Below are 16,325 nucleotides of genomic sequence, written 5' to 3'. Positions count from 1 at the left end.
CGGAGCAGATCACTTACTACGGGGATCGTTGCCGTACCCCACAAGCACGTAGCAGGACAGGTATTTTCCCCGGCTCCCGTGTACCGGCCTGGAGCGACGCTTCTCCTTGTTCTGGCCCACTTCCTGTGGTCGTGTACGCAAGGTGACTATTGATCTTTGTGTGATGTCGGGTTGAGGTCGCCCGAAAATCGTCCGGCCGGAATGCGGTGCGGTCGACAGTCCTTCGTCGTGAGCGACGTGCTGCCGCAGCTGGATGAGCTGCTGTTCGTCTCGGTTGACGATGTGTCGGTGGTGTCGGTCGAGGCGACCGCCACGGCCGTCAGGATGGAGGCCCGCACTTCGGCCAGGCAATCGGCCTGCCCGGGATGCGGGTACTGATCAAGGCGAATACACGGCTCTTAGCTGCGGTTCCTCGTGATCTGCCAGCGGCCGGCAAGCTCGTTGTGATGTCTCTGCGGGTGCGTCGCTTCGTCTGCTCGGAGGAGACCTGCCAGCGCGGGACGTTCGCCGAGCAGGTGCCGGGACTCACCCGTCGGTCGGCCGACGGACCGAGCGGCTGCGCTCCGCACTGGTCGCGGTCGGTCTCGCGCTCGCGGGCCGGGCCGGCGCCCGGATGACGAACGTCTTCGAGGCGCCGGTCAGCCGCAGCACCCTGCTGAGGCTGATCTCCGCGCCGGATCCTCCCGTCACGACGCCCCGCGTGCTTGGCGTGGACGAATACGCCCAGCGCAGAGGCCGAATCCACGGCACTGTGCTCGTCGACGTCGAGACACGTCGACCGGTGGACCTCCTGCCGAACCGGGAAGCGGACACGCTCGCGGCCTGGCTCGCCACCCGTCCCGGCATCGAGATCGTCTGTCGTGACCGCGCTCCCCTCTTCGCCGACGGCGCCACGCGCGGGGCCCCACAGGCCCTGCAGGTCGCCGACCGGTGGCACCTCTGGCACAAGCTGGGCGGGGCTGCCGAGAAGTGCGTCTACCGGCACCGCGACTGCCTCCGGCCGGCCTCGGCTCCGCCGAACAAGCAGCACGAGGAAGCGGAGCCTGCGGTGTCTTCATCCTGGCCAACGGGCCACCGGTTCGCTGCACGCACCCGCGCCAAACACGCCACCATCCACGCGCTCCTGGCCGCCGGTCACAGCAAGCGGTCCGTCGCCCGGCAACTCGGCATGACCCTCAACACCGTCATGCGTTTCTCCCGAGCCACCACCCCGGAGGAGATGTTCATCGGCCAGTGGCAAAGCCGTGCGACCCCGCTTGACGCCTACTTTCTGTGATCGTATACCCAAGGATCTCCTTGATCTCCCTGCTGTTCTTCACCCGCTCGAAGCCTCTCCAAGCAGGACCCGTCGGGGCGATGGGGAGAAAAATTGGCCGTACGCGGGGAAGCCCGTGGCCATAGATCGCGCGAGAAGTGGCCGCCTACGGGGAGCTTGCCATAGCCGCGTCATGGGGTGCGTGGTGGCGGGGCAGGCAGGTACTTAGGTAGTTTCCCGGTCCTCGTCATGCGACCGGGGCCTCAGTGTGGGCGGTGTCACCCCCAGACTCGCGAGCACTATTCCCCGGATGTGATCGTCATGGCCGACATCGTCGTCAAATGCGCAAGCCGGGCCGACGGCACACCCGATTGCACACCGGTCACGGCCCCCGCTCCATGCACCGGTGTCAACTGCACCGCCTGGCCTCTCACGCACCGGTCCGAGGCGGCAAAGAGTGCGCGACAGCTCTCCCGGTCGACTCTGGACGGCTGGAGGGTGGGCGAGGATGCAGCCGCTTCGGTGCTGTTGGTGGTATCCGAGCTGGTGACCAACTCTGTGCAGCACGCGCGGCCACCACTTGTGCTGCACATACACCGCGAGCACGCGGATGGGCACATCTGGATCGGGATCACCGACGGCGGTCCCGCCGCGCGCAAGGGGGCGTGGACAGCCTCATGCGAGGGGGACGAGCATGGCCGAGGCTTGGTCATCATCGGCTCTCTGGCGATCGCACACGGCACCCTCAGCCACGCTCGGGGCACCACACGCTGGGCCCGCCTGCCCGCGACAACCTGACCTCAGTTCCGGTCGGGGTCTCACCTCGGGCAGCCCGGTTGAGCCGGACGGTCAGTGGGGTTGCTGGACGGCGGCCCAGGATGCGATCTGGGCGCGGGAGATGAAGCCGAGCTTGGTGCGGAGGCGCTCGACGTGGCCTTCGGCGGTGCGTGGGGAGATCCCCCAGTCCGGCGGCGAATTCCTTGTTGCTCAGTCCCTCCGCGACCAAGGCGGCCGCCTAAAGCTCCCGCCGGTCCGGCGCCGCTGTCTCTCCTGTGACAGGTCCGGCCGCAGACGTGGCGGAAGGCGTCGCCTGCTCGGCCAGGGCATAGGCGTAGGCGTAGGCGTAGGCGTAGGCGTAGGCGTAGGCGTAGGCGTAGGCGTAGGCGTAGGCGTAGGCGTAGGCGTTCTGAGCGAGAACTTTGCGCCAGATGCAAAAGCCGCTTGGGACGCGACTTCCCCCACCACCCGGCACGCCCGCGCCTCACACTGTTCGTGGGCGGCGAGGCCAAACGGGTTGAGGAGACAACTGCGCGTCGATGCCGCAGCCTCGCGCCGTAGGCATCGAGCCGTGCCGAGAAGCCGGGCTGCCCGCTCGTGCTGACCGTCCTCGCCCGCGATCCAGGACAGTACCTCTACGCCGAACGCAGCGCCCATGGGGTCACCGAAGCTGCGCTTGAGCCGCAGGCTCTCTCGCAGCAGTGTCGTGGACCGGCGTCGGTCGCGCTGGCGGGTCGGTCTGGAGGGGTTGCGGTGACCGGGGAATTCCCCAGGTGGTCGACAGCGGCTCGCCGATTCCGTAGGGGGTGCGAAACGAGTGCGCCGACCGTGCCCTTCTTCAAGGCCTCAGCCTTCCGAGGGCTGGACCTGTGCGCATCAAGCTGCTTGTTCATATCCGGGGTTGCCGCTGTGGGTGACAGTTGATCACCGTCCTGCTGCCCTTCAAAACCATGGGGTGACACGGGTTCGGTAGCTGGGCATAGACGCTTGGAGGAGAGGCCGAGCCGTTATCCGCCCGTTGGCGGATCTTTGGTGATGGCGCCTGCGCGGCGGCCACCTTGACAGCACGGCTCCAGGGGAAGACCTCGCGAGGTCTACTGCACAGGCACCCCCTCCCGGAGGATCTACGCCGCGGTCTCGAAGGCATCCCGGAGGTCATCGAAGCGTGCACGGTCGGCGCCGCGGGCGTGGTGGTGCACATGCTGGGCACGGACATCCCACACCTCGTGCAGGCGATCGGACGGGTCCGCGAGGCCCATGCTCGGCCGGCCGCCAGAGCCTGCCGACGACGGCCGCCGACCACTAATGATCTTCGTGTAATGCGGTGCTGCGGATACCCGTCCCCGCAGTTCAACGCAGGCTGCCAGCCCGCGACATCGCGCGGCGAAGCTCTGTAGCCCCGGACCGGTCTCCGACGCCAGGCGCAACTTCCCACGGACCCGAAAACGCTGATGTTCGGCGGTCGAGGAGGTAGCGGACCTGCGTGGCGCGGAAGTGGCCCTGGGCGATGTGGTCCTCGCGCTCGGGGAGTCACACGCGGACCGCTTTGTGCGGTGGACCGAGCGCCGGTCGACGACGAGGTGGATCTTCCGGTCGAACTGCGGAACCAATCGCAGGAGCAAGCCGAGGAGCACCGTGGCAGTGAACGGGCCGTGAGAGGCGGCGAACCGGATCTTCCCTCGTGCGCTGACGGCCGACATGGCGTTCACCGGAGAAGTGGTTTCCCGTGCGCCGGCTAACCGGGGCGCTTCTGCGCTCGGCCAAAGCGCGGCGTGAGACCTGGTCCGAGCGGACACCGACCTGGTCGGCGAACAGCACCTCGGCACCGTCCTCGGCGGCTCGCGCGCGGATGGCCGACCAGGTCTCATCACACCATGTGTGACGGCCTCAGCGTCCTGTTCGTTGCGCGCTTGTCCGGTCGGTGGAAGGACAGTCCCCACCGTCTCAGGTACTTGCCCACGCCCCTGCTCGGTCAGCCGCACCCGATACAGCCGGGCCACCAGGTCGCCAATCATGGCGCGGGTCCGCAACCGGCCGCCCAGGCCGAGGCCCTCGGACCGGTGGTCGCACAGTGCCTGCCGGACGCGCTGCTGCTGGTCCGCGTCCAGCACCTGGCGCTCGCCCGAACTTCGACCACGGCGGCCCGAGACCAAGGCCTCACGGCCGCCGACCCGCCCACCAATCGGCGACCGACTCGGCCCTCTCACCAAGGAATTCGGCCACTTCCTTCCGGTCCTCGACTGAACAGCTGCCACGGCCCGCAGATTCAAGCGCCTCCTGCGCGTCCGGCAACAGCCGACACACATCCCCAACCAGATACCTCACGCCCAGATCAACGAGACCGGAACCCTACCGCTTCGCGTCAAGATGGCCATTTCCCGTCCTTGACAGATGTTGAGAACCCGCCAGATGGCGGATGCCATGCCTCACGACGAAATCCACAATGAGTCACCAGAGAGACCAACCCGCCGAAACGGCACCAGGACGATCTTCGTCACTGATAGATCGCGGGTGGGGGCGGCTGGGCTCTTGGTAGGAAAGTCACAGGCCGTTGCGGCTGCCCTCAGCCATGACGGCGCAAATTCGAACCTACTGGAGTGGACATCGTGATTCGACGTACGTATGGGACGCGACTGTGCAGCGCCACGGTGGTGGCAGGTGTCGCGACAGCACTTCTGGGGCTGTATCCCTCACCGGCCTCGGCAGCAACTTCGCCAGGACTTGACGAAATAAACTCAATCTGCGACACGGGCATGAGCGCATCATGGCCACACCTCCGTTACCGCTGCGCCTTCCATGCCGTGCGCACGCAAGAGATTAACGGAAGACCGTTGGATGGCAATCCCGTTGCAAACTGCCAGGGTTCGGGTGACGCGACTGAAAGCTTCACGAATTCCTTCGCAGTCGACCAATCAACGGCCTACTCCATACAGTTCGGGGCCGCAGCAGTGTGGGGGCTCGCTGGTCTATGGAGCCAGACCACGACGTACGGAACCATCCGCACCGTCAGTCAAACCGTAACCGCCACAGCCAAGCCTGGCGAGGTGGTGTGGATTGAGTTCGTTCCCACGCTGACCAAACAAGAAGGTTGGATTGAAGCCCGGACCCTTGGCACGGATTTCCAGCCCCATGCCTGGTGGACTCCAGACGACAAGGCCTACCCCTCTCAAGGGGGGACAGATGTGGTAGTGACATCGCCGAAAATGAGTCAAGACTTGCCCGTGGGCACCTGGCGCAAGATGACGAAGAGCTGCGGCGCGGCTGATTCAGCAGCTACGTCGGCCCCGCTCACGGCGCCCTGAGGGTGCTTTCGCCTTGGCCGACATCCTCGCCTATCCCACCGTCTGTGGGGGCAGGGCTCCGACGCAGCCCATCAGCGTCCGCTCTTTGATGATCCGCCAACTCCGGAGATGTCCGGAACGTGACAGGCACGGCTTCCAGGATCATGGAGTTCTCAAGGCGCCTGTGATCACAGTGGAAGACCGTGCCTGCTGCCGCATCATCGTCGAACCCGCCCGCCCTTGATTCACTCTGGGAGCATCCCAAGGCCGCCACCGAGGAAGTGCCGGGCCTGCTGGAGCCAATGACGGAGGTGCAGGATCCGCGCGGGGTGCGCCCTACCCTGGCCGTAGCGCTCGCGCGCTGACCGCGTGAGCAGTGCCGGCCGGAGCGACCTCACTGCCGGCGGTCGGCCAGTGGATCGCCGACGCCCCCTCCCACGTGCTCGAACGGCTCGGGGTGCTCCCACGTGCTCGAACGGCTCGGGGTGCGCCCGACCCGCTGCTGCCCAGATGGCTGGTTCCCGCGGAGAGGACGGCCCGAAGGCTGCTACAGAGTCCGTCTTCAGAGTCCGTCTTCAAAGATCATCGGGTTGGCGGATCATGGTGGGGTGATACGTCGCCATGAACTCACCGATCAGGAGCGGGAGTTACTTGCTCCGCTGATACCGCGGGCCGCTACGGGACGGCCGCGTGTGCCGGACCGGCAGGTCATCAACGGCATGGTCTACAAGATCCGGACCGGGATCTCCTGGCGTGACCTGCCGGAACGCTACGGGCCGTGACAGACGGTCTACACGCGCTTTCACCGTTATGCCCTGGACGGCATGTACACCAGGGCTCTCCAGCACATCCAGGCCGAGGCGGACGCGGCCGGTGACATCGACCGGCTCGTCCGGATCGACCGCACCGTCGTCCGTGCTCATCAGCACGCTGCCGCCACCGGCTGAATAGGGGGGCCGGCAGGACGGACGAAACGGATGATCACGCCCTTGGCCGGTCCCGTGGCGGGCTGACCACCCACCTCGCCCGCGACGGTCGTGGCCGGCCACTCGCGATCCTGCTGACACCTGGCCTCCAACCTGGTCCTCTACCTCTTCGGCACTCCGGGCCGGCAACGCTTCTGGTTCATGTGGCACGACCTCGCCGTCGGAGCCCTGGGCGGCGTCGTCTTGATCGACACCCGGCGCCCGGAAACCGGCTTCGCCGCAATCGACTTCTTCGAGAGGCGCGACATCCCTTTCGTGGTAGCCATCAACTGCTTTGACGGGCAGCAGCCCTATCCCGCCGACCAGATCCGCCATGCTCTCCGCCTCCGCCCCGACATTCATTTGCGTTTGTTCGACGCTCGTGACCGTTCCTCCTGCCGCGATGTTCTGCTGGCCCTGATGGACCATGCCATCACCACGGTCACTTCTCTGATCGCAGCACGGCTCCGAATTGCCTGTGGATTGTTAACCTCAATTCCAGCGAATATCGACCTCCGCTCCCCTGAAAGGAGCCTCACGCCTCCCCGCGGGCAGGGCCCCGCGTTCGATCCGAACCGACCCGCGTCGCGCGTTTCGGGCTCGCGGAGATCATGTCGCCGAGAAGACACCATTCGGGGAATCCATCTCGCCAAATTCGAATAACGGACATGAATCGGAAGAGGGCGAGTACAATAGTGCTATGAAAGTTAAGGCTCCCCGGGGGAGGCTGCCGGCAGAGATGACGAGCTTCGTGGGGCGGCGGCGTGAGCTATCGCAAGCCAAGGACGCGCTCTCCGGTAGCCGTTTGGTGACGTTGACGGGTGCAGGGGGCATCGGTAAGACCCGGCTGGCACTGCGGGTTGCTTCGCAGGTGCAGCGGGCCTTCCAGGACGGCGTGTGGCTGGTGGAAGAGGCTGCCGTCACTGCCGGCACACCAGTGGATCAGAGTGTCATGGACGCTCTCGGGCTGCGCGAGCAGTCGTCCCGGCCGCCCCTGGACATCCTCCGTGACCGCTTGGCCGACCGTCACATGCTGCTGGTCCTGGACAACTGTGAGCAGGTGATCGATCCCTGCGCCCTGTTGGTACGCGCTCTACTGGAGGCGGCTCCGCGCCTGAGGGTCCTGGCCACCAGCCGCCAGACCCTGGGCGTGCCCGGCGAGCGGGTCCTGCACGTGCCACCACTGGACCTGCCCGATCTCGAGCGCGTCCGCGCACCGCAGGTCGTGTCAACTTGCGAGGCGGTGAGCCTGTTCACTCAGCGCGCCGACACGGTGCGCCCCGGCTTCATGCTGACCGCGGACAACACTCGGCAAATCGCCGAGATCTGCCACCGGCTGGAAGGCATTCCCCTGGCAATCGAGCTGGCAGCCGCGCGGCTTCGGACCCTGTCGATGGAGGAGATCCTGGAGCGGCTCGACGACCGCTTCGGGCTGCTCACCAGCACCTGCCGTGTCACCGTGCCGCGTCAGCGGACCCTGCGGGCAGCTATCGACTGGAGCTTCGGCATGTGCTCCAGCCAGGAGCGACTGCTCTGGTCACGCCTGTCGATATTTCGAGACGGCTTCGACCTGACCGCGGCCGAGGAACTCTGCTCCGGTAAAGGAATCAGCCGGCGCGACGTCCTCGACCTCGTCGCAGCCCTGGTGGATAAGTCAGTCCTGACCTGCGAGGAACGCGGTCCTCGCATGCGCTACCGGATGGCAGAAACGATCCGCGAGTACGGATATGAGCAGCTGGCAGCCGCGGGCGACGAGTCCAATCTCTCGGAACGGCACCGTGACTGGTACCTGGACCTGGCCGAACAAGCCGACTCCGAGTGGTTCGGACCGAACCGGACGCGGTGGCTGGAGCGCCTGCAGGACGAATGCCCGAACATCAGGGCAGCGCTGGAGTACTCCCTGAGCGAGCCCGGCCAGGCACGGGCCGGACTCAAGATGGCGGGTGACCTGTGGGGGTTTTGGCTGGCCCGCGGCGCCTTCACCGAGGCCCGGCGCTGGCTCAGTAGGGGTGTCTCGCTGGATACGGCCGACAGCCCGCCGCGCGCCAAGGCACTTTGGTTCTTGGGTTGGATCACCAGCGAACAGGGTGATCCAATCCGTGCCCTGGGTTTGCTGGCAGAGGCTCAGAGCCTGGCCGAACGCCTCGACGACCAGAAGGCCCTGGCCTGGACGATGCAGTTCGCCGCCTTGGCCACGATGCATCAGGGGGATATCGCGGGCGGAGTCGAGCTCGCCGATCAGGCGTTGCAGCGCCAGCGGGCTCTCAACGACCGGGCCGGGATTCTCGTGTCCATGCACCTCTTGGCCATCGCGACTTCCTTGCACGGTGACCCCCGCTCCGCCGCTATCGGGGAAGAGAAGCTCGCCCTGTGCGAGGAGATGGGCAGTACCTGGGCCAAGTCATACGCGCTGCGAGACCTCGGCCTGGAAGCGCGCCGCCAGGGCGACATGACCCGTGCCAAGAGGCTGCTGAAGGAGAGCCTGCGGCTCAAACGCACGCTCGGCGACCCGCTCGGCAGTTCCTCTTGCTTTGAGCTCTTGGCCTGGATCGCCGCCGACGAGGACGACCATGAGCGGGCAGCCCGACTGCTCGGCTCGGCCCAGCTCCTATGCCGGTCGCTGGAGACCTCGAACGCGCCGCTGCTGGCCACGCACCACCAGTACATGGCCCAGACGCGCCAGGCTTTGGGCGAGGCCCGGTTCGACACGGCCTTCGCACTGGGCGAAAGGCACCCTGTCGACGATGCGTACGCCTATGCCCTGGATGAGGAAGCGCCACCCGAGGGCTTTGCAACCGGGGTCCGCGCGGGCGGAGTCTTTTCTCCGACCAGACGTGAGCGCGAGGTGGCCGCCCTGGTCGCACAGGGGCTAAGCAACAAGGAGATCGCCGCCAAACTCGTGATTTCCTTGCGCACCGCCGAAGGCCACGTTGAGAAAATCCTCACCAAACTCGGTTTCACTTCTCGCGCGCAGATCGCCGTCTGGGCCACGCAACATCTGACAGACCCCACCGCCGGGTGAGCGCTGCCGACGCCCAAGGACAGCCCCTAGACGGAAAGTGCCGGTCGGACGCAGGCGCAGAGCACGCCACCGCGAATAGCCGGATCTCCGGAGTTCCTCCCGCGCCTGCGTCATCGAGGTGCGAGAGGAGTTCGTCGGCATAGGGGCGGAAGTCCCGCCGCGGGCTCCACCCTTCGGGCACCGCCCCGACCCCGTCCACGAGGTCGTCGTCGTTGGTCAGCCAGCTCAGCAGCCAGGTCAGCAGGGCTGCGACGACCGCGATCAGCGCCGCCAGCCCGGCCTCGTCGGACTCGCCGTTGTCGACGATGTCCTGGGCCCAGTCCGCGGCCGTCCCGGCGATCTTCCACCGGTGCTTCTGGATCTCGTCGAGGATGTCGCCGTTGTCCTCCTCCCCGCACTCGATGTTCAGCAGCACCACCTGCTGGTAGGAGCCCCGGTACAGGCTCGCCTCACCGGGGAAATCGGCCCAGCGGCCGGTGCCCAGACCCCCGAACACCTAGGAGCGACAGGTCTGCTCGGCGGCCATGTCACTGCCGGCCCCGCCGACCCAGTCCGGGCCGGCGAGCACCACTCGACACCGAGAGGGGCACCACCGTGAGTACCGCAACGACCGAGCTGCGCCGATTCCTGACCATCACCGGCCAGCGCTTCAACAACGGCCAGTCGGCACCCGAGATGTTCTCTCCGGCCGTGGACGCGGTCCGGCACGAACTGCTCGGCAGCCCGCAGTACGCGGCCCTGTGCCAGGAGACCGGGGGCGGCTCCGCGCTGCTCGGCGATGCCGGACCCGTCGTCGTCGGGCAGAAGGCGCGGTCCGGGTGACGACGCACCCGGTGACGGCGCTCCGGAGCGCCGCCCGGGAGGTGTCTCCCGGGCGGCGCCTGGTGAGGCTCCCTCGTCCCTGCAGGGGAACTCAGTCCTTATTGGGGTCGGTCTCCTTGCAGTACGGGTCCGGGCTGTCGGAGGTGCAGGCCACCAGGTGGCTCGACTTGTTGTCGGTGCCGTCTATGGCGGGGGCGGTGGCCGTGCCGTCGCCCCACCACTGCGTGTCCCGGTCCGTGCTGAAGATCCACTTACCGGTCACCTGCTTCACCAGCGGGGCCCGTGCCATCCATCCGTAGGTGCCCGGCTTGACGGTGATCGTGGCCTTGTCCGCCACCGTCGAGGAGTTCATCCAGCTGTTCTGCCACATGCCCATGACCGCCAGGGAGAGGGTGGTTTTGACGGGACTCTCCTTGCCGCCGATCTCCACGGACACGGTCGTCGTGACCGAGCCTCCGTTGGTGTAGGTGTATCCCGTGGTCTGCGTCCAGCTGCGTTCCTGGGTCATGTCCGACGTGGTCTTGTTGTCGACCGTTTCCGAGACCCTTTCCGCCTTTCCGAGAGTCGCCACACTCTGACTGTTCGGCTGGTAAGTGGCCGAGACCGCTTTGGACTTGTTCCCGATGATCTGCGCCAATGCGTACTTGGTCGCCAGAGCGTTCAGAATGGTGCTGTCGGCTGCGGGCAGCCGCCACTTCTGAGCTTCCGATTCAGGCGCCCAGTCCTTCGAGCAGGGATGGATCTGCACCTCGGTTCCCGGACTGGCGTGGCCGTCCACCATGTCAATGCACTGATCGTCCGTCGCATGGCGGATCACAAAGGAATCCCCCGTCGGCTGGATGTACCACTTCTGTGAGTCGCTGTTGTTGCAGTCCCCTTGTGCCACCCGCGACCAGTTCTTGTCGACCGTGGCGTCCAGGCACTTCCCGCTCTCCTTGTTGTGGATCGTGAAAGACCCGTTTCCTTCCGTGGCGAACGACCATTTCCCCCGGTCGGGGGCCTGCTGCTGGTCGCCGTGGTCGCGGGTCTGTATCCGGTCCTTGTCGTTGTTCTGTACGGACTTGTTGGCCGGGTCGCCGTTCGCGCCCTGGCCCGGACTCGCCTCCAGATAGAGGCTGCCGTTCCCGTATCCGTCCTCGTAGTACGCCGTTTCGCCGGGGTTCTTTCTCCGGTCCGTCCACCAGGAATCCACGCCCTTGACGGACTTGATCTCGCCGATGTCGAAGGTGGGGCAGCCGGATTGCTGGCAGGTTGTTTCTTCGGCGTGTGCCATTCCGGTGCCCGGAGGGGCCAGGGTGAATCCCACTGCCATGAGTCCGGTGGTCGCGACCATGGCTGGGAGATGGAAGCGCGCTCTGGGTGAGCCAGTTTTCACGAGTGATTCCCTTCGGGCAGGTCCTTCGGATTTCCCCGGGTCCGGGAGGCGTTCCGTGCAGCACCCTCCGCCGCTCGCCGAAGACGGACGCAAAGCGGGTGGTGGCGTATCCGGAAACACCGGAAACCCGCACCGAACCTAGGCCGACGGGCCGGTTTCGGTATCCGCCACCTGGCGGATGTTTGCGACAGGGTTCTGTTGGCCCCCCGTGCCGGAGTGGAGCGCGCGGGCGGGCCCCGGCCCCCGTGACGGGACGCATAAGGCCAGGGCCGCCGACCAGCGCGAGAGGTCCACAGCCGGTCAGGACGGCGCCGTCTTCGTCTCCCGTCCGGTGCACAGAGCGGCGAGTGGAGAGCGCTGGCCCTCGCTCAGGGTGCGCAGTGCGGGCCAGTCGATGTCGGGGTGCTGCTGGGGCGGGTCGTCGATGTGTCCGGTGGAGAACCGGGGCACATGCGCGGCGCCGGCCTCGGTCGCACCGAACCGCACCCGGCCGTAGAAGACCGGATCGATCCAGCCCAGGCGACGCATCCACTCGAACTCGACCCTGCGCACGCCCAGCCGGTCGGCGGCCTGCTCCGGCCCGAGCCGCGCCTCTCGGGCCAGGATTGCCGGGAGGTCCGCGCGGGCGCTGAGCTCGGCGACCTGGTCGGGATGGTTCTTCGGGTACTTGTGGTCGCGGCTCAGGTCGAGCAGCAGACCGAGCGCGATGAGCCGCTCCACCGCGTACCCGGACACCGCCGGCACCCGATCCGCCTCGTTCGGCGTGCCCAGGGCCTGCGCGAGCCGGTTGCCCGCCTCCCACGGACTGACCAACTCCCGCGGCTCCGAAGCCCGCACCGCCTCGACATCCAGCGCCTCCACCGCCGCCCGCGACCACTGCCAGGACCCCACATCCGGCTCCGGAACCAGCCCGATGTGCCGCGCCCACCGCCAAGTCGTGACCGGCACCTTCAGCCGCCTCGCCGTCTGGACCTCGTCGTACTCGTCTCGCCGTGCCCTCACACGTCCCTTCCTCATCGCCGCCCCGAACAGGACGGGCGAAACGCGACAGACCAGCGAAAAATATGCCAACAGGGCCTGCGCTGTGCCGAGTTGGGCCGCGCTACTGGATGCGCGCACTGGCGGAGCTCGACGCCTCGGGCGTGGTCACGGCGCTCGTTTCCCGCTGCATTCCATGCGGGTGCTCGACGCCCACGGTGGTCGGCTGGCCCAGGTGCCGCTGGGCGAGGCCGACGACCCACGACTGCGCTACCGGTGCCTGCGCCGAGGCGAGTTGAACGCCGCGCTGCAGGCCGAGGCCGTCCGACGGGGAATCCAGCTGTCGCACGGGGCACGGCTGGTGTCCGTCGAAACAGGCCGGACGAGGTGACCGTGCGCTTCGCCAACGGCCACGTCGCGACCGGCGATCTGCTCGTCGGCGCGGACGGCCTCAGCTCGGCCGTCCGGCGATCGGTCGCGCCCGGTGTGGAGCCCGTCTACGCGGGGCAGGGCGTCTTCTACGGCTAAACGAGCAGTAACCCGGCAGCGGAGGACACCGGCCAATTCACCACGGTGCGGGGAAGCTCCGCCGCCTTCGGCTACATGGTCTCGCCGGACGGGGAGACCTACTGGTTCGCCCGCGTCAGCGGCGACGCCGTGCCCGCCGACGAACTCGCACACCCCACACCGTCCCGCTGGCGAGCACAACTCGTCGCGCTGCTGGGCAAGGACGCCACCTCCGCCGCGGACATCGTCGCGGCCTCCACCGACGACATCATGGCCACCAACGCCACCGAGATCCCGCCCGGCACTCCCTGGCACTCCGGACGGACGCTGCTCATCGGCGATGCGGCACACGCGGCCTCACCGGTGACCGGGCAAGGGGCCTCAATGGCGCTGGAGGACGCCGTCATCCTCGCCAAGTCCCTGCGGGACACACCCGGCCAGGACAGCGCCCTCTCCCTCTATGAGGCGTGCCGCCGCCCACGTGTGGAGCACAACATCACTGCCAGCGGAGAGATCTCCCGCGGCACCCGCGCCCCGTCCCGCGCCGGCGGAGCACCGTCCCCTCAGCGCCCTGATGACGGCACCCTCACCGCCCAGCTGGACTGGAACCGCGATCTGCGCACTGTCTCCTGCAACGCGGAATAGATGCTGCCGGCGGGACGGCCGGGCGAAGGCGCCCCGTACGTATCTGCCGTACGGGGGAACACACGCCGGGCGCCGCCCGCAAGCGCACGGCCCCGGGCCAGCCAGCCGTGACAATCGCGGTCATGACATCGATGACGGAGACCTTCCACCAGGCCCTGCAGAACGCGCTGGCCGGTCGGGACACAGTCAGCATCCGCAGCACCCTGATCGAGATGTTGGAACGGGATCCCTCCAAGGCGGAGGTCTCGGCAGCCCACAAGGCGGCCCGAAGGATCGCTGAGGACGGGGACGCGGTCCTCATCTCCCTGCTTCCTGACCAGGCCGGCGCCGACGCCTACGTGCCTACGGCCCCTGGGGCCGGGAGACGGGCGTCGAACTACCTGACCGTGGACGAGAATGTCATCAGGGACTTGCCCTGCCGCGTCGAGCTCGCCACAGAGAAGTGGGACGCGCTCATCGACGAAGGCATGCGGCTTACCCAGCAGAGGATCGAAAGCGACCCGATGCTGTCGGCGTTCCTGCCCGGCTGGAAGGCCGAACCGCGTGCAGAGAAGCGGGCCCGTCCCATGGCAGAGGCACCAGCCAGCTGACACGCCGTTCAGCGCCCCGTACCAGCGCACAAGGCAAGAGCGCGGCGTAGGCGGGGAGCTTCGAAGAACACCGGCGCTCCATCGCCGCACTGCCTCGATGACGCCCGCCCAGATCCGCGACCCACCGGATTACGCCCTCGCCTGTCCGCCGGGCCGACCCAAGGGCTCACCTTCGGATCCTGACAGGCGCACGACGTCGAGGATCAGCCCTCAGGGGTTGGGCGCGCACTGATCCAGCAAGATCGAAAGACGCTGCCTAGTGCCGCATCAGGCAACGTTCGCCCTGTTCACGACCTCGCGGAGGTGTTCGTCGGCAGCGTGCTTGTTCCGCCAGATGATGTAGCGGCGGATCATGCTTCCCTGCTCCTTGTGGCTGGCGTGGTCGGTGCCGAGGTTCCGGCGCCTACTGATGCGGGCGTGGCATGTGCCACGCCCGCATCAGCGGCGGTTCCTCAAGCCTCTCGGGTGCCTCTGTGCTACTTCAGCAAGCCGAAGCCCATTGACACCTGGTCGCCCTCGACCTTGGCGGCATAGACCTCCATGGTCTGGTGCTTCTTCCCGAAGGCGGCGGTACACCGCACGGTCGCACCCTTCTTGGCAGGCAGCCCGCTCGGGCAGCTCACCGAATCGGGGTCGTCTCCGGGGTAGGAAAAGTCCTCCGCCGCACGCTCTTCCACGTCCGTCCGCGGCACCACCGGCCCTGCCCCGCTGGCAGTGGCAACGGAACCGTCGCTCGCCGTGTTTACCACGACCGTCACCACGCCTGCTGCCAGTACAGCAACCACGCTCAGGGCGATGATGATGCGCTTCATGCTCAACTCCTCACGATCCTTTCGGGCCGGCCCGGCCAACCCGCTTCGTGTTCCTCATCGCTCCGCCCTTCACGTCGGGCTCCGCTCACCCTGCTGATGAGCTGCGGGGAACAAGCAGTAGGATGCGGGCCCGGCCGGCGGCGTTCTGCAGGACGCGTGCCTGTTACACGCTTGTTCCAGTGCGCTTGGTGGCGTGCCCTGCACGACCACTTTTGTCATGATCGGCTTCATCACCCGGAGCGCGGGGGGCTTCATCCGCTCGTGCCTGCCCGCCGGTATCGCCACGAGACTCAGCCGGCCTAACCCTCACTAGCCGCACGTCCCGGACCCGGTCCGGGCTGGTGAACGTCACCTCGGCGATCTTCGCCACGGGCATGCCCTGCGCGGATAGCAGCACCATCTGGGCCCGCCGCCAGGTCACCACCGAACCGGTGCCCCGGCGGATGATCCGCAGCAACCGCCTGCCCTCGTCGTCATCGATTTCCCGGACCTGCACACGCTCAGCCACGTGCTCATTCTGACTGCCCCGCACCACCCGGCGCAGCAACCCCGCGAAGACTCATCACAGCGCAAACCTTGCCTGATGCGGCACTAGTTCCCTACGCGGCGGCTTATGCCGTGTCAGGTGGGTCAGTTGTCAGACCGTCCCGGTTGTCCGTGGCGCAGGGTCGTGCCGGAAGGAGTTGAGGTCGGCGGTGTCGGTCGGGGTCTCGGGGGTGGGGTGGCCGCCGGCAACCCTAAACCGAGCGGTCAGGCTGGTGCCGATTGTGGTCAGAGCTGCCGCCAGGACGGCGATGACGCCTGCCTGCACGGTGGCGGTGGTGGTGAGAGCCGGGGCGTGGGTCTTGCTCACGTGCGCTCGGCATGTCGACCTCCGGCACGCGTGTCCCGATCTCCCATCACAACCGTCGTCGCGCTCCTCCAGCAACCGAACGCGTTGGGCGACATCGAGGGACTTGTGTACATGGTCTCGAAAGCCGTCACTGGGACGGCCGCTTTGCGCCCTTGCCGGTGCCGGCTGCGCCCGGCACAGTGTGTGGCTCGCATTGGAGGGAGCGATCCTCATGAGTGATCAGCGAGGCGCCACGGAAGCGAACGGCCTGCTCGTGGCGGTGGAGGTCCTGGCCAGCGTGCACGACCGGAACGATGCCAGCCGGTCCGATCCGCCACCGGACGCCACGGGCGATACACAGCCCGACGGAGATGGGCTGAACCACCCCGCCAGTTAGGCGGATTGGCTCTTCGGGCCGTGTGGCGCTGCCGCACGGCCCGCAGTGCGTACTCCCCGTTTCGAGC

Annotated in this window: 17 protein-coding genes and 3 pseudogenes; 12 read left to right on the top strand and 8 right to left on the bottom strand. The window is 67.2% G+C overall.

Annotation, left to right across the window (positions count from 1 at the left end; genetic code table 11):
- Positions 1–228: 228 nt before the first annotated feature.
- From ACF088_RS19615 to ACF088_RS19605, 3 genes are all read left to right on the top strand, one after another.
- Positions 229–378 carry a hypothetical protein gene (locus ACF088_RS19615; RefSeq protein WP_392377031.1) on the top strand — a complete coding sequence of 50 codons (150 nt, stop codon included), beginning with the start codon at positions 229–231 and terminating at the stop codon, positions 376–378.
- A 235-nt stretch (positions 379–613) separates the two neighbouring features.
- Entirely contained in the window at positions 614–1,276 is a 663-nt protein-coding gene (locus tag ACF088_RS19610; protein WP_392377030.1) for a transposase, read from the top strand.
- A 228-nt stretch (positions 1,277–1,504) separates the two neighbouring features.
- Positions 1,505–2,053, top strand: coding sequence for an ATP-binding protein (locus ACF088_RS19605; protein ID WP_392377029.1), 549 nt, complete (start codon positions 1,505–1,507; stop codon positions 2,051–2,053).
- A 217-nt stretch (positions 2,054–2,270) separates the two neighbouring features.
- Here the strand turns inward: ACF088_RS19605 and ACF088_RS19600 are convergent, their stop codons facing one another.
- Positions 2,271–2,507, bottom strand: coding sequence for a hypothetical protein (locus tag ACF088_RS19600; protein ID WP_392377028.1), 237 nt, complete (start codon positions 2,505–2,507; stop codon positions 2,271–2,273).
- Positions 2,508–3,156: 649 nt separating this feature from the next.
- On the bottom strand, positions 3,157–3,291 hold the full coding sequence (locus tag ACF088_RS19595) for a hypothetical protein (protein ID WP_392377027.1): 135 nt from the start codon (positions 3,289–3,291) through the stop codon (positions 3,157–3,159).
- Positions 3,292–4,629: 1,338 nt separating this feature from the next.
- Between ACF088_RS19595 and ACF088_RS19590 the strand changes: the two genes are divergently transcribed.
- The 5 genes and pseudogenes from ACF088_RS19590 (at position 4,630) to ACF088_RS19570 (ending at position 9,300) form a co-directional block, all read left to right on the top strand.
- A complete protein-coding gene (locus tag ACF088_RS19590) occupies positions 4,630–5,334 on the top strand; it encodes a hypothetical protein (RefSeq protein ID WP_392377026.1) in 705 nt (234 codons plus the stop codon).
- A gap of 587 nt (positions 5,335–5,921) precedes the next feature.
- Positions 5,922–6,095 carry a transposase gene (locus tag ACF088_RS19585; protein ID WP_392377025.1) on the top strand — a complete coding sequence of 58 codons (174 nt, stop codon included), beginning with the start codon at positions 5,922–5,924 and terminating at the stop codon, positions 6,093–6,095.
- A gap of 42 nt (positions 6,096–6,137) precedes the next feature.
- Positions 6,138–6,260 carry a hypothetical protein gene (locus tag ACF088_RS19580; RefSeq protein WP_392377024.1) on the top strand — a complete coding sequence of 41 codons (123 nt, stop codon included), beginning with the start codon at positions 6,138–6,140 and terminating at the stop codon, positions 6,258–6,260.
- Between the two features lie 120 nt (positions 6,261–6,380).
- Positions 6,381–6,713: pseudogene (locus tag ACF088_RS19575) on the top strand (ATP/GTP-binding protein); the annotation flags it as partial.
- 304 nt (positions 6,714–7,017) lie between these two features.
- Positions 7,018–9,300 (top strand): ATP-binding protein, encoded by a 2,283-nt coding sequence (locus ACF088_RS19570; protein ID WP_392377023.1) that lies wholly within the window; start codon positions 7,018–7,020, stop codon positions 9,298–9,300.
- Here the strand turns inward: ACF088_RS19570 and ACF088_RS19565 are convergent.
- Complete coding sequence (locus ACF088_RS19565) at positions 9,236–9,796, bottom strand: hypothetical protein (protein ID WP_392377022.1); 561 nt, start codon at positions 9,794–9,796, stop codon at positions 9,236–9,238. The genes ACF088_RS19570 and ACF088_RS19565 overlap by 65 nt on opposite strands.
- Positions 9,797–9,894: 98 nt before the next feature.
- Here ACF088_RS19565 and ACF088_RS19560 point away from each other — a divergent pair, with 98 nt between their 5' ends.
- The gene (locus ACF088_RS19560; protein ID WP_392377021.1) at positions 9,895–10,122 is read left to right on the top strand and encodes a hypothetical protein; all 228 of its coding nucleotides are present in this window, start codon (positions 9,895–9,897) and stop codon (positions 10,120–10,122) included.
- A 91-nt stretch (positions 10,123–10,213) separates the two neighbouring features.
- On the opposite strand, the gene ACF088_RS19555 is transcribed toward ACF088_RS19560, so the two are convergent.
- Both ACF088_RS19555 and ACF088_RS19550 read right to left on the bottom strand, forming a co-directional pair.
- Positions 10,214–11,434 (bottom strand): RICIN domain-containing protein, encoded by a 1,221-nt coding sequence (locus ACF088_RS19555; protein WP_392377020.1) that lies wholly within the window; start codon positions 11,432–11,434, stop codon positions 10,214–10,216.
- Positions 11,435–11,797: 363 nt separating this feature from the next.
- Positions 11,798–12,499: a hypothetical protein gene (locus tag ACF088_RS19550; protein WP_392377019.1), complete on the bottom strand. Its 702-nt coding sequence runs from the start codon at positions 12,497–12,499 to the stop codon at positions 11,798–11,800.
- Positions 12,500–12,606: 107 nt separating this feature from the next.
- On the opposite strand from ACF088_RS19550, the pseudogene ACF088_RS19545 reads away from it, so the two are divergent.
- Positions 12,607–13,627: pseudogene (locus ACF088_RS19545) on the top strand (FAD-dependent oxidoreductase); the annotation flags it as partial.
- A 122-nt stretch (positions 13,628–13,749) separates the two neighbouring features.
- Positions 13,750–14,217 (top strand): hypothetical protein, encoded by a 468-nt coding sequence (locus ACF088_RS19540; RefSeq protein WP_392377018.1) that lies wholly within the window; start codon positions 13,750–13,752, stop codon positions 14,215–14,217.
- A 476-nt stretch (positions 14,218–14,693) separates the two neighbouring features.
- Here ACF088_RS19540 and ACF088_RS19535 read toward each other — a convergent pair whose 3' ends face one another.
- The 3 genes and pseudogenes from ACF088_RS19535 to ACF088_RS19525 form a co-directional block, all read right to left on the bottom strand.
- Positions 14,694–15,029, bottom strand: a complete 336-nt coding sequence (locus tag ACF088_RS19535; protein ID WP_392377017.1) for a DUF4333 domain-containing protein — start codon at positions 15,027–15,029, stop codon at positions 14,694–14,696.
- 316 nt (positions 15,030–15,345) lie between these two features.
- A pseudogene (locus tag ACF088_RS19530) lies at positions 15,346–15,537 on the bottom strand (helix-turn-helix domain-containing protein); the annotation flags it as partial.
- 129 nt (positions 15,538–15,666) lie between these two features.
- Positions 15,667–15,882: a hypothetical protein gene (locus tag ACF088_RS19525; RefSeq protein WP_392377016.1), complete on the bottom strand. Its 216-nt coding sequence runs from the start codon at positions 15,880–15,882 to the stop codon at positions 15,667–15,669.
- A 211-nt stretch (positions 15,883–16,093) separates the two neighbouring features.
- On the opposite strand from ACF088_RS19525, the gene ACF088_RS19520 reads away from it, so the two are divergent.
- Entirely contained in the window at positions 16,094–16,258 is a 165-nt protein-coding gene (locus ACF088_RS19520) for a hypothetical protein (protein ID WP_392377015.1), read from the top strand.
- Positions 16,259–16,325: the final 67 nt, after the last annotated feature.

This window comes from Streptomyces sp. NPDC015125 (assembly GCF_043080045.1).
In the GTDB taxonomy this organism is placed as follows: Bacteria; Actinomycetota; Actinomycetes; order Streptomycetales; family Streptomycetaceae; genus Streptomyces.
The sequence above is the reverse complement of the archived record's forward strand: the minus strand, read 5'-3'. Positions and strand labels throughout refer to the sequence as shown.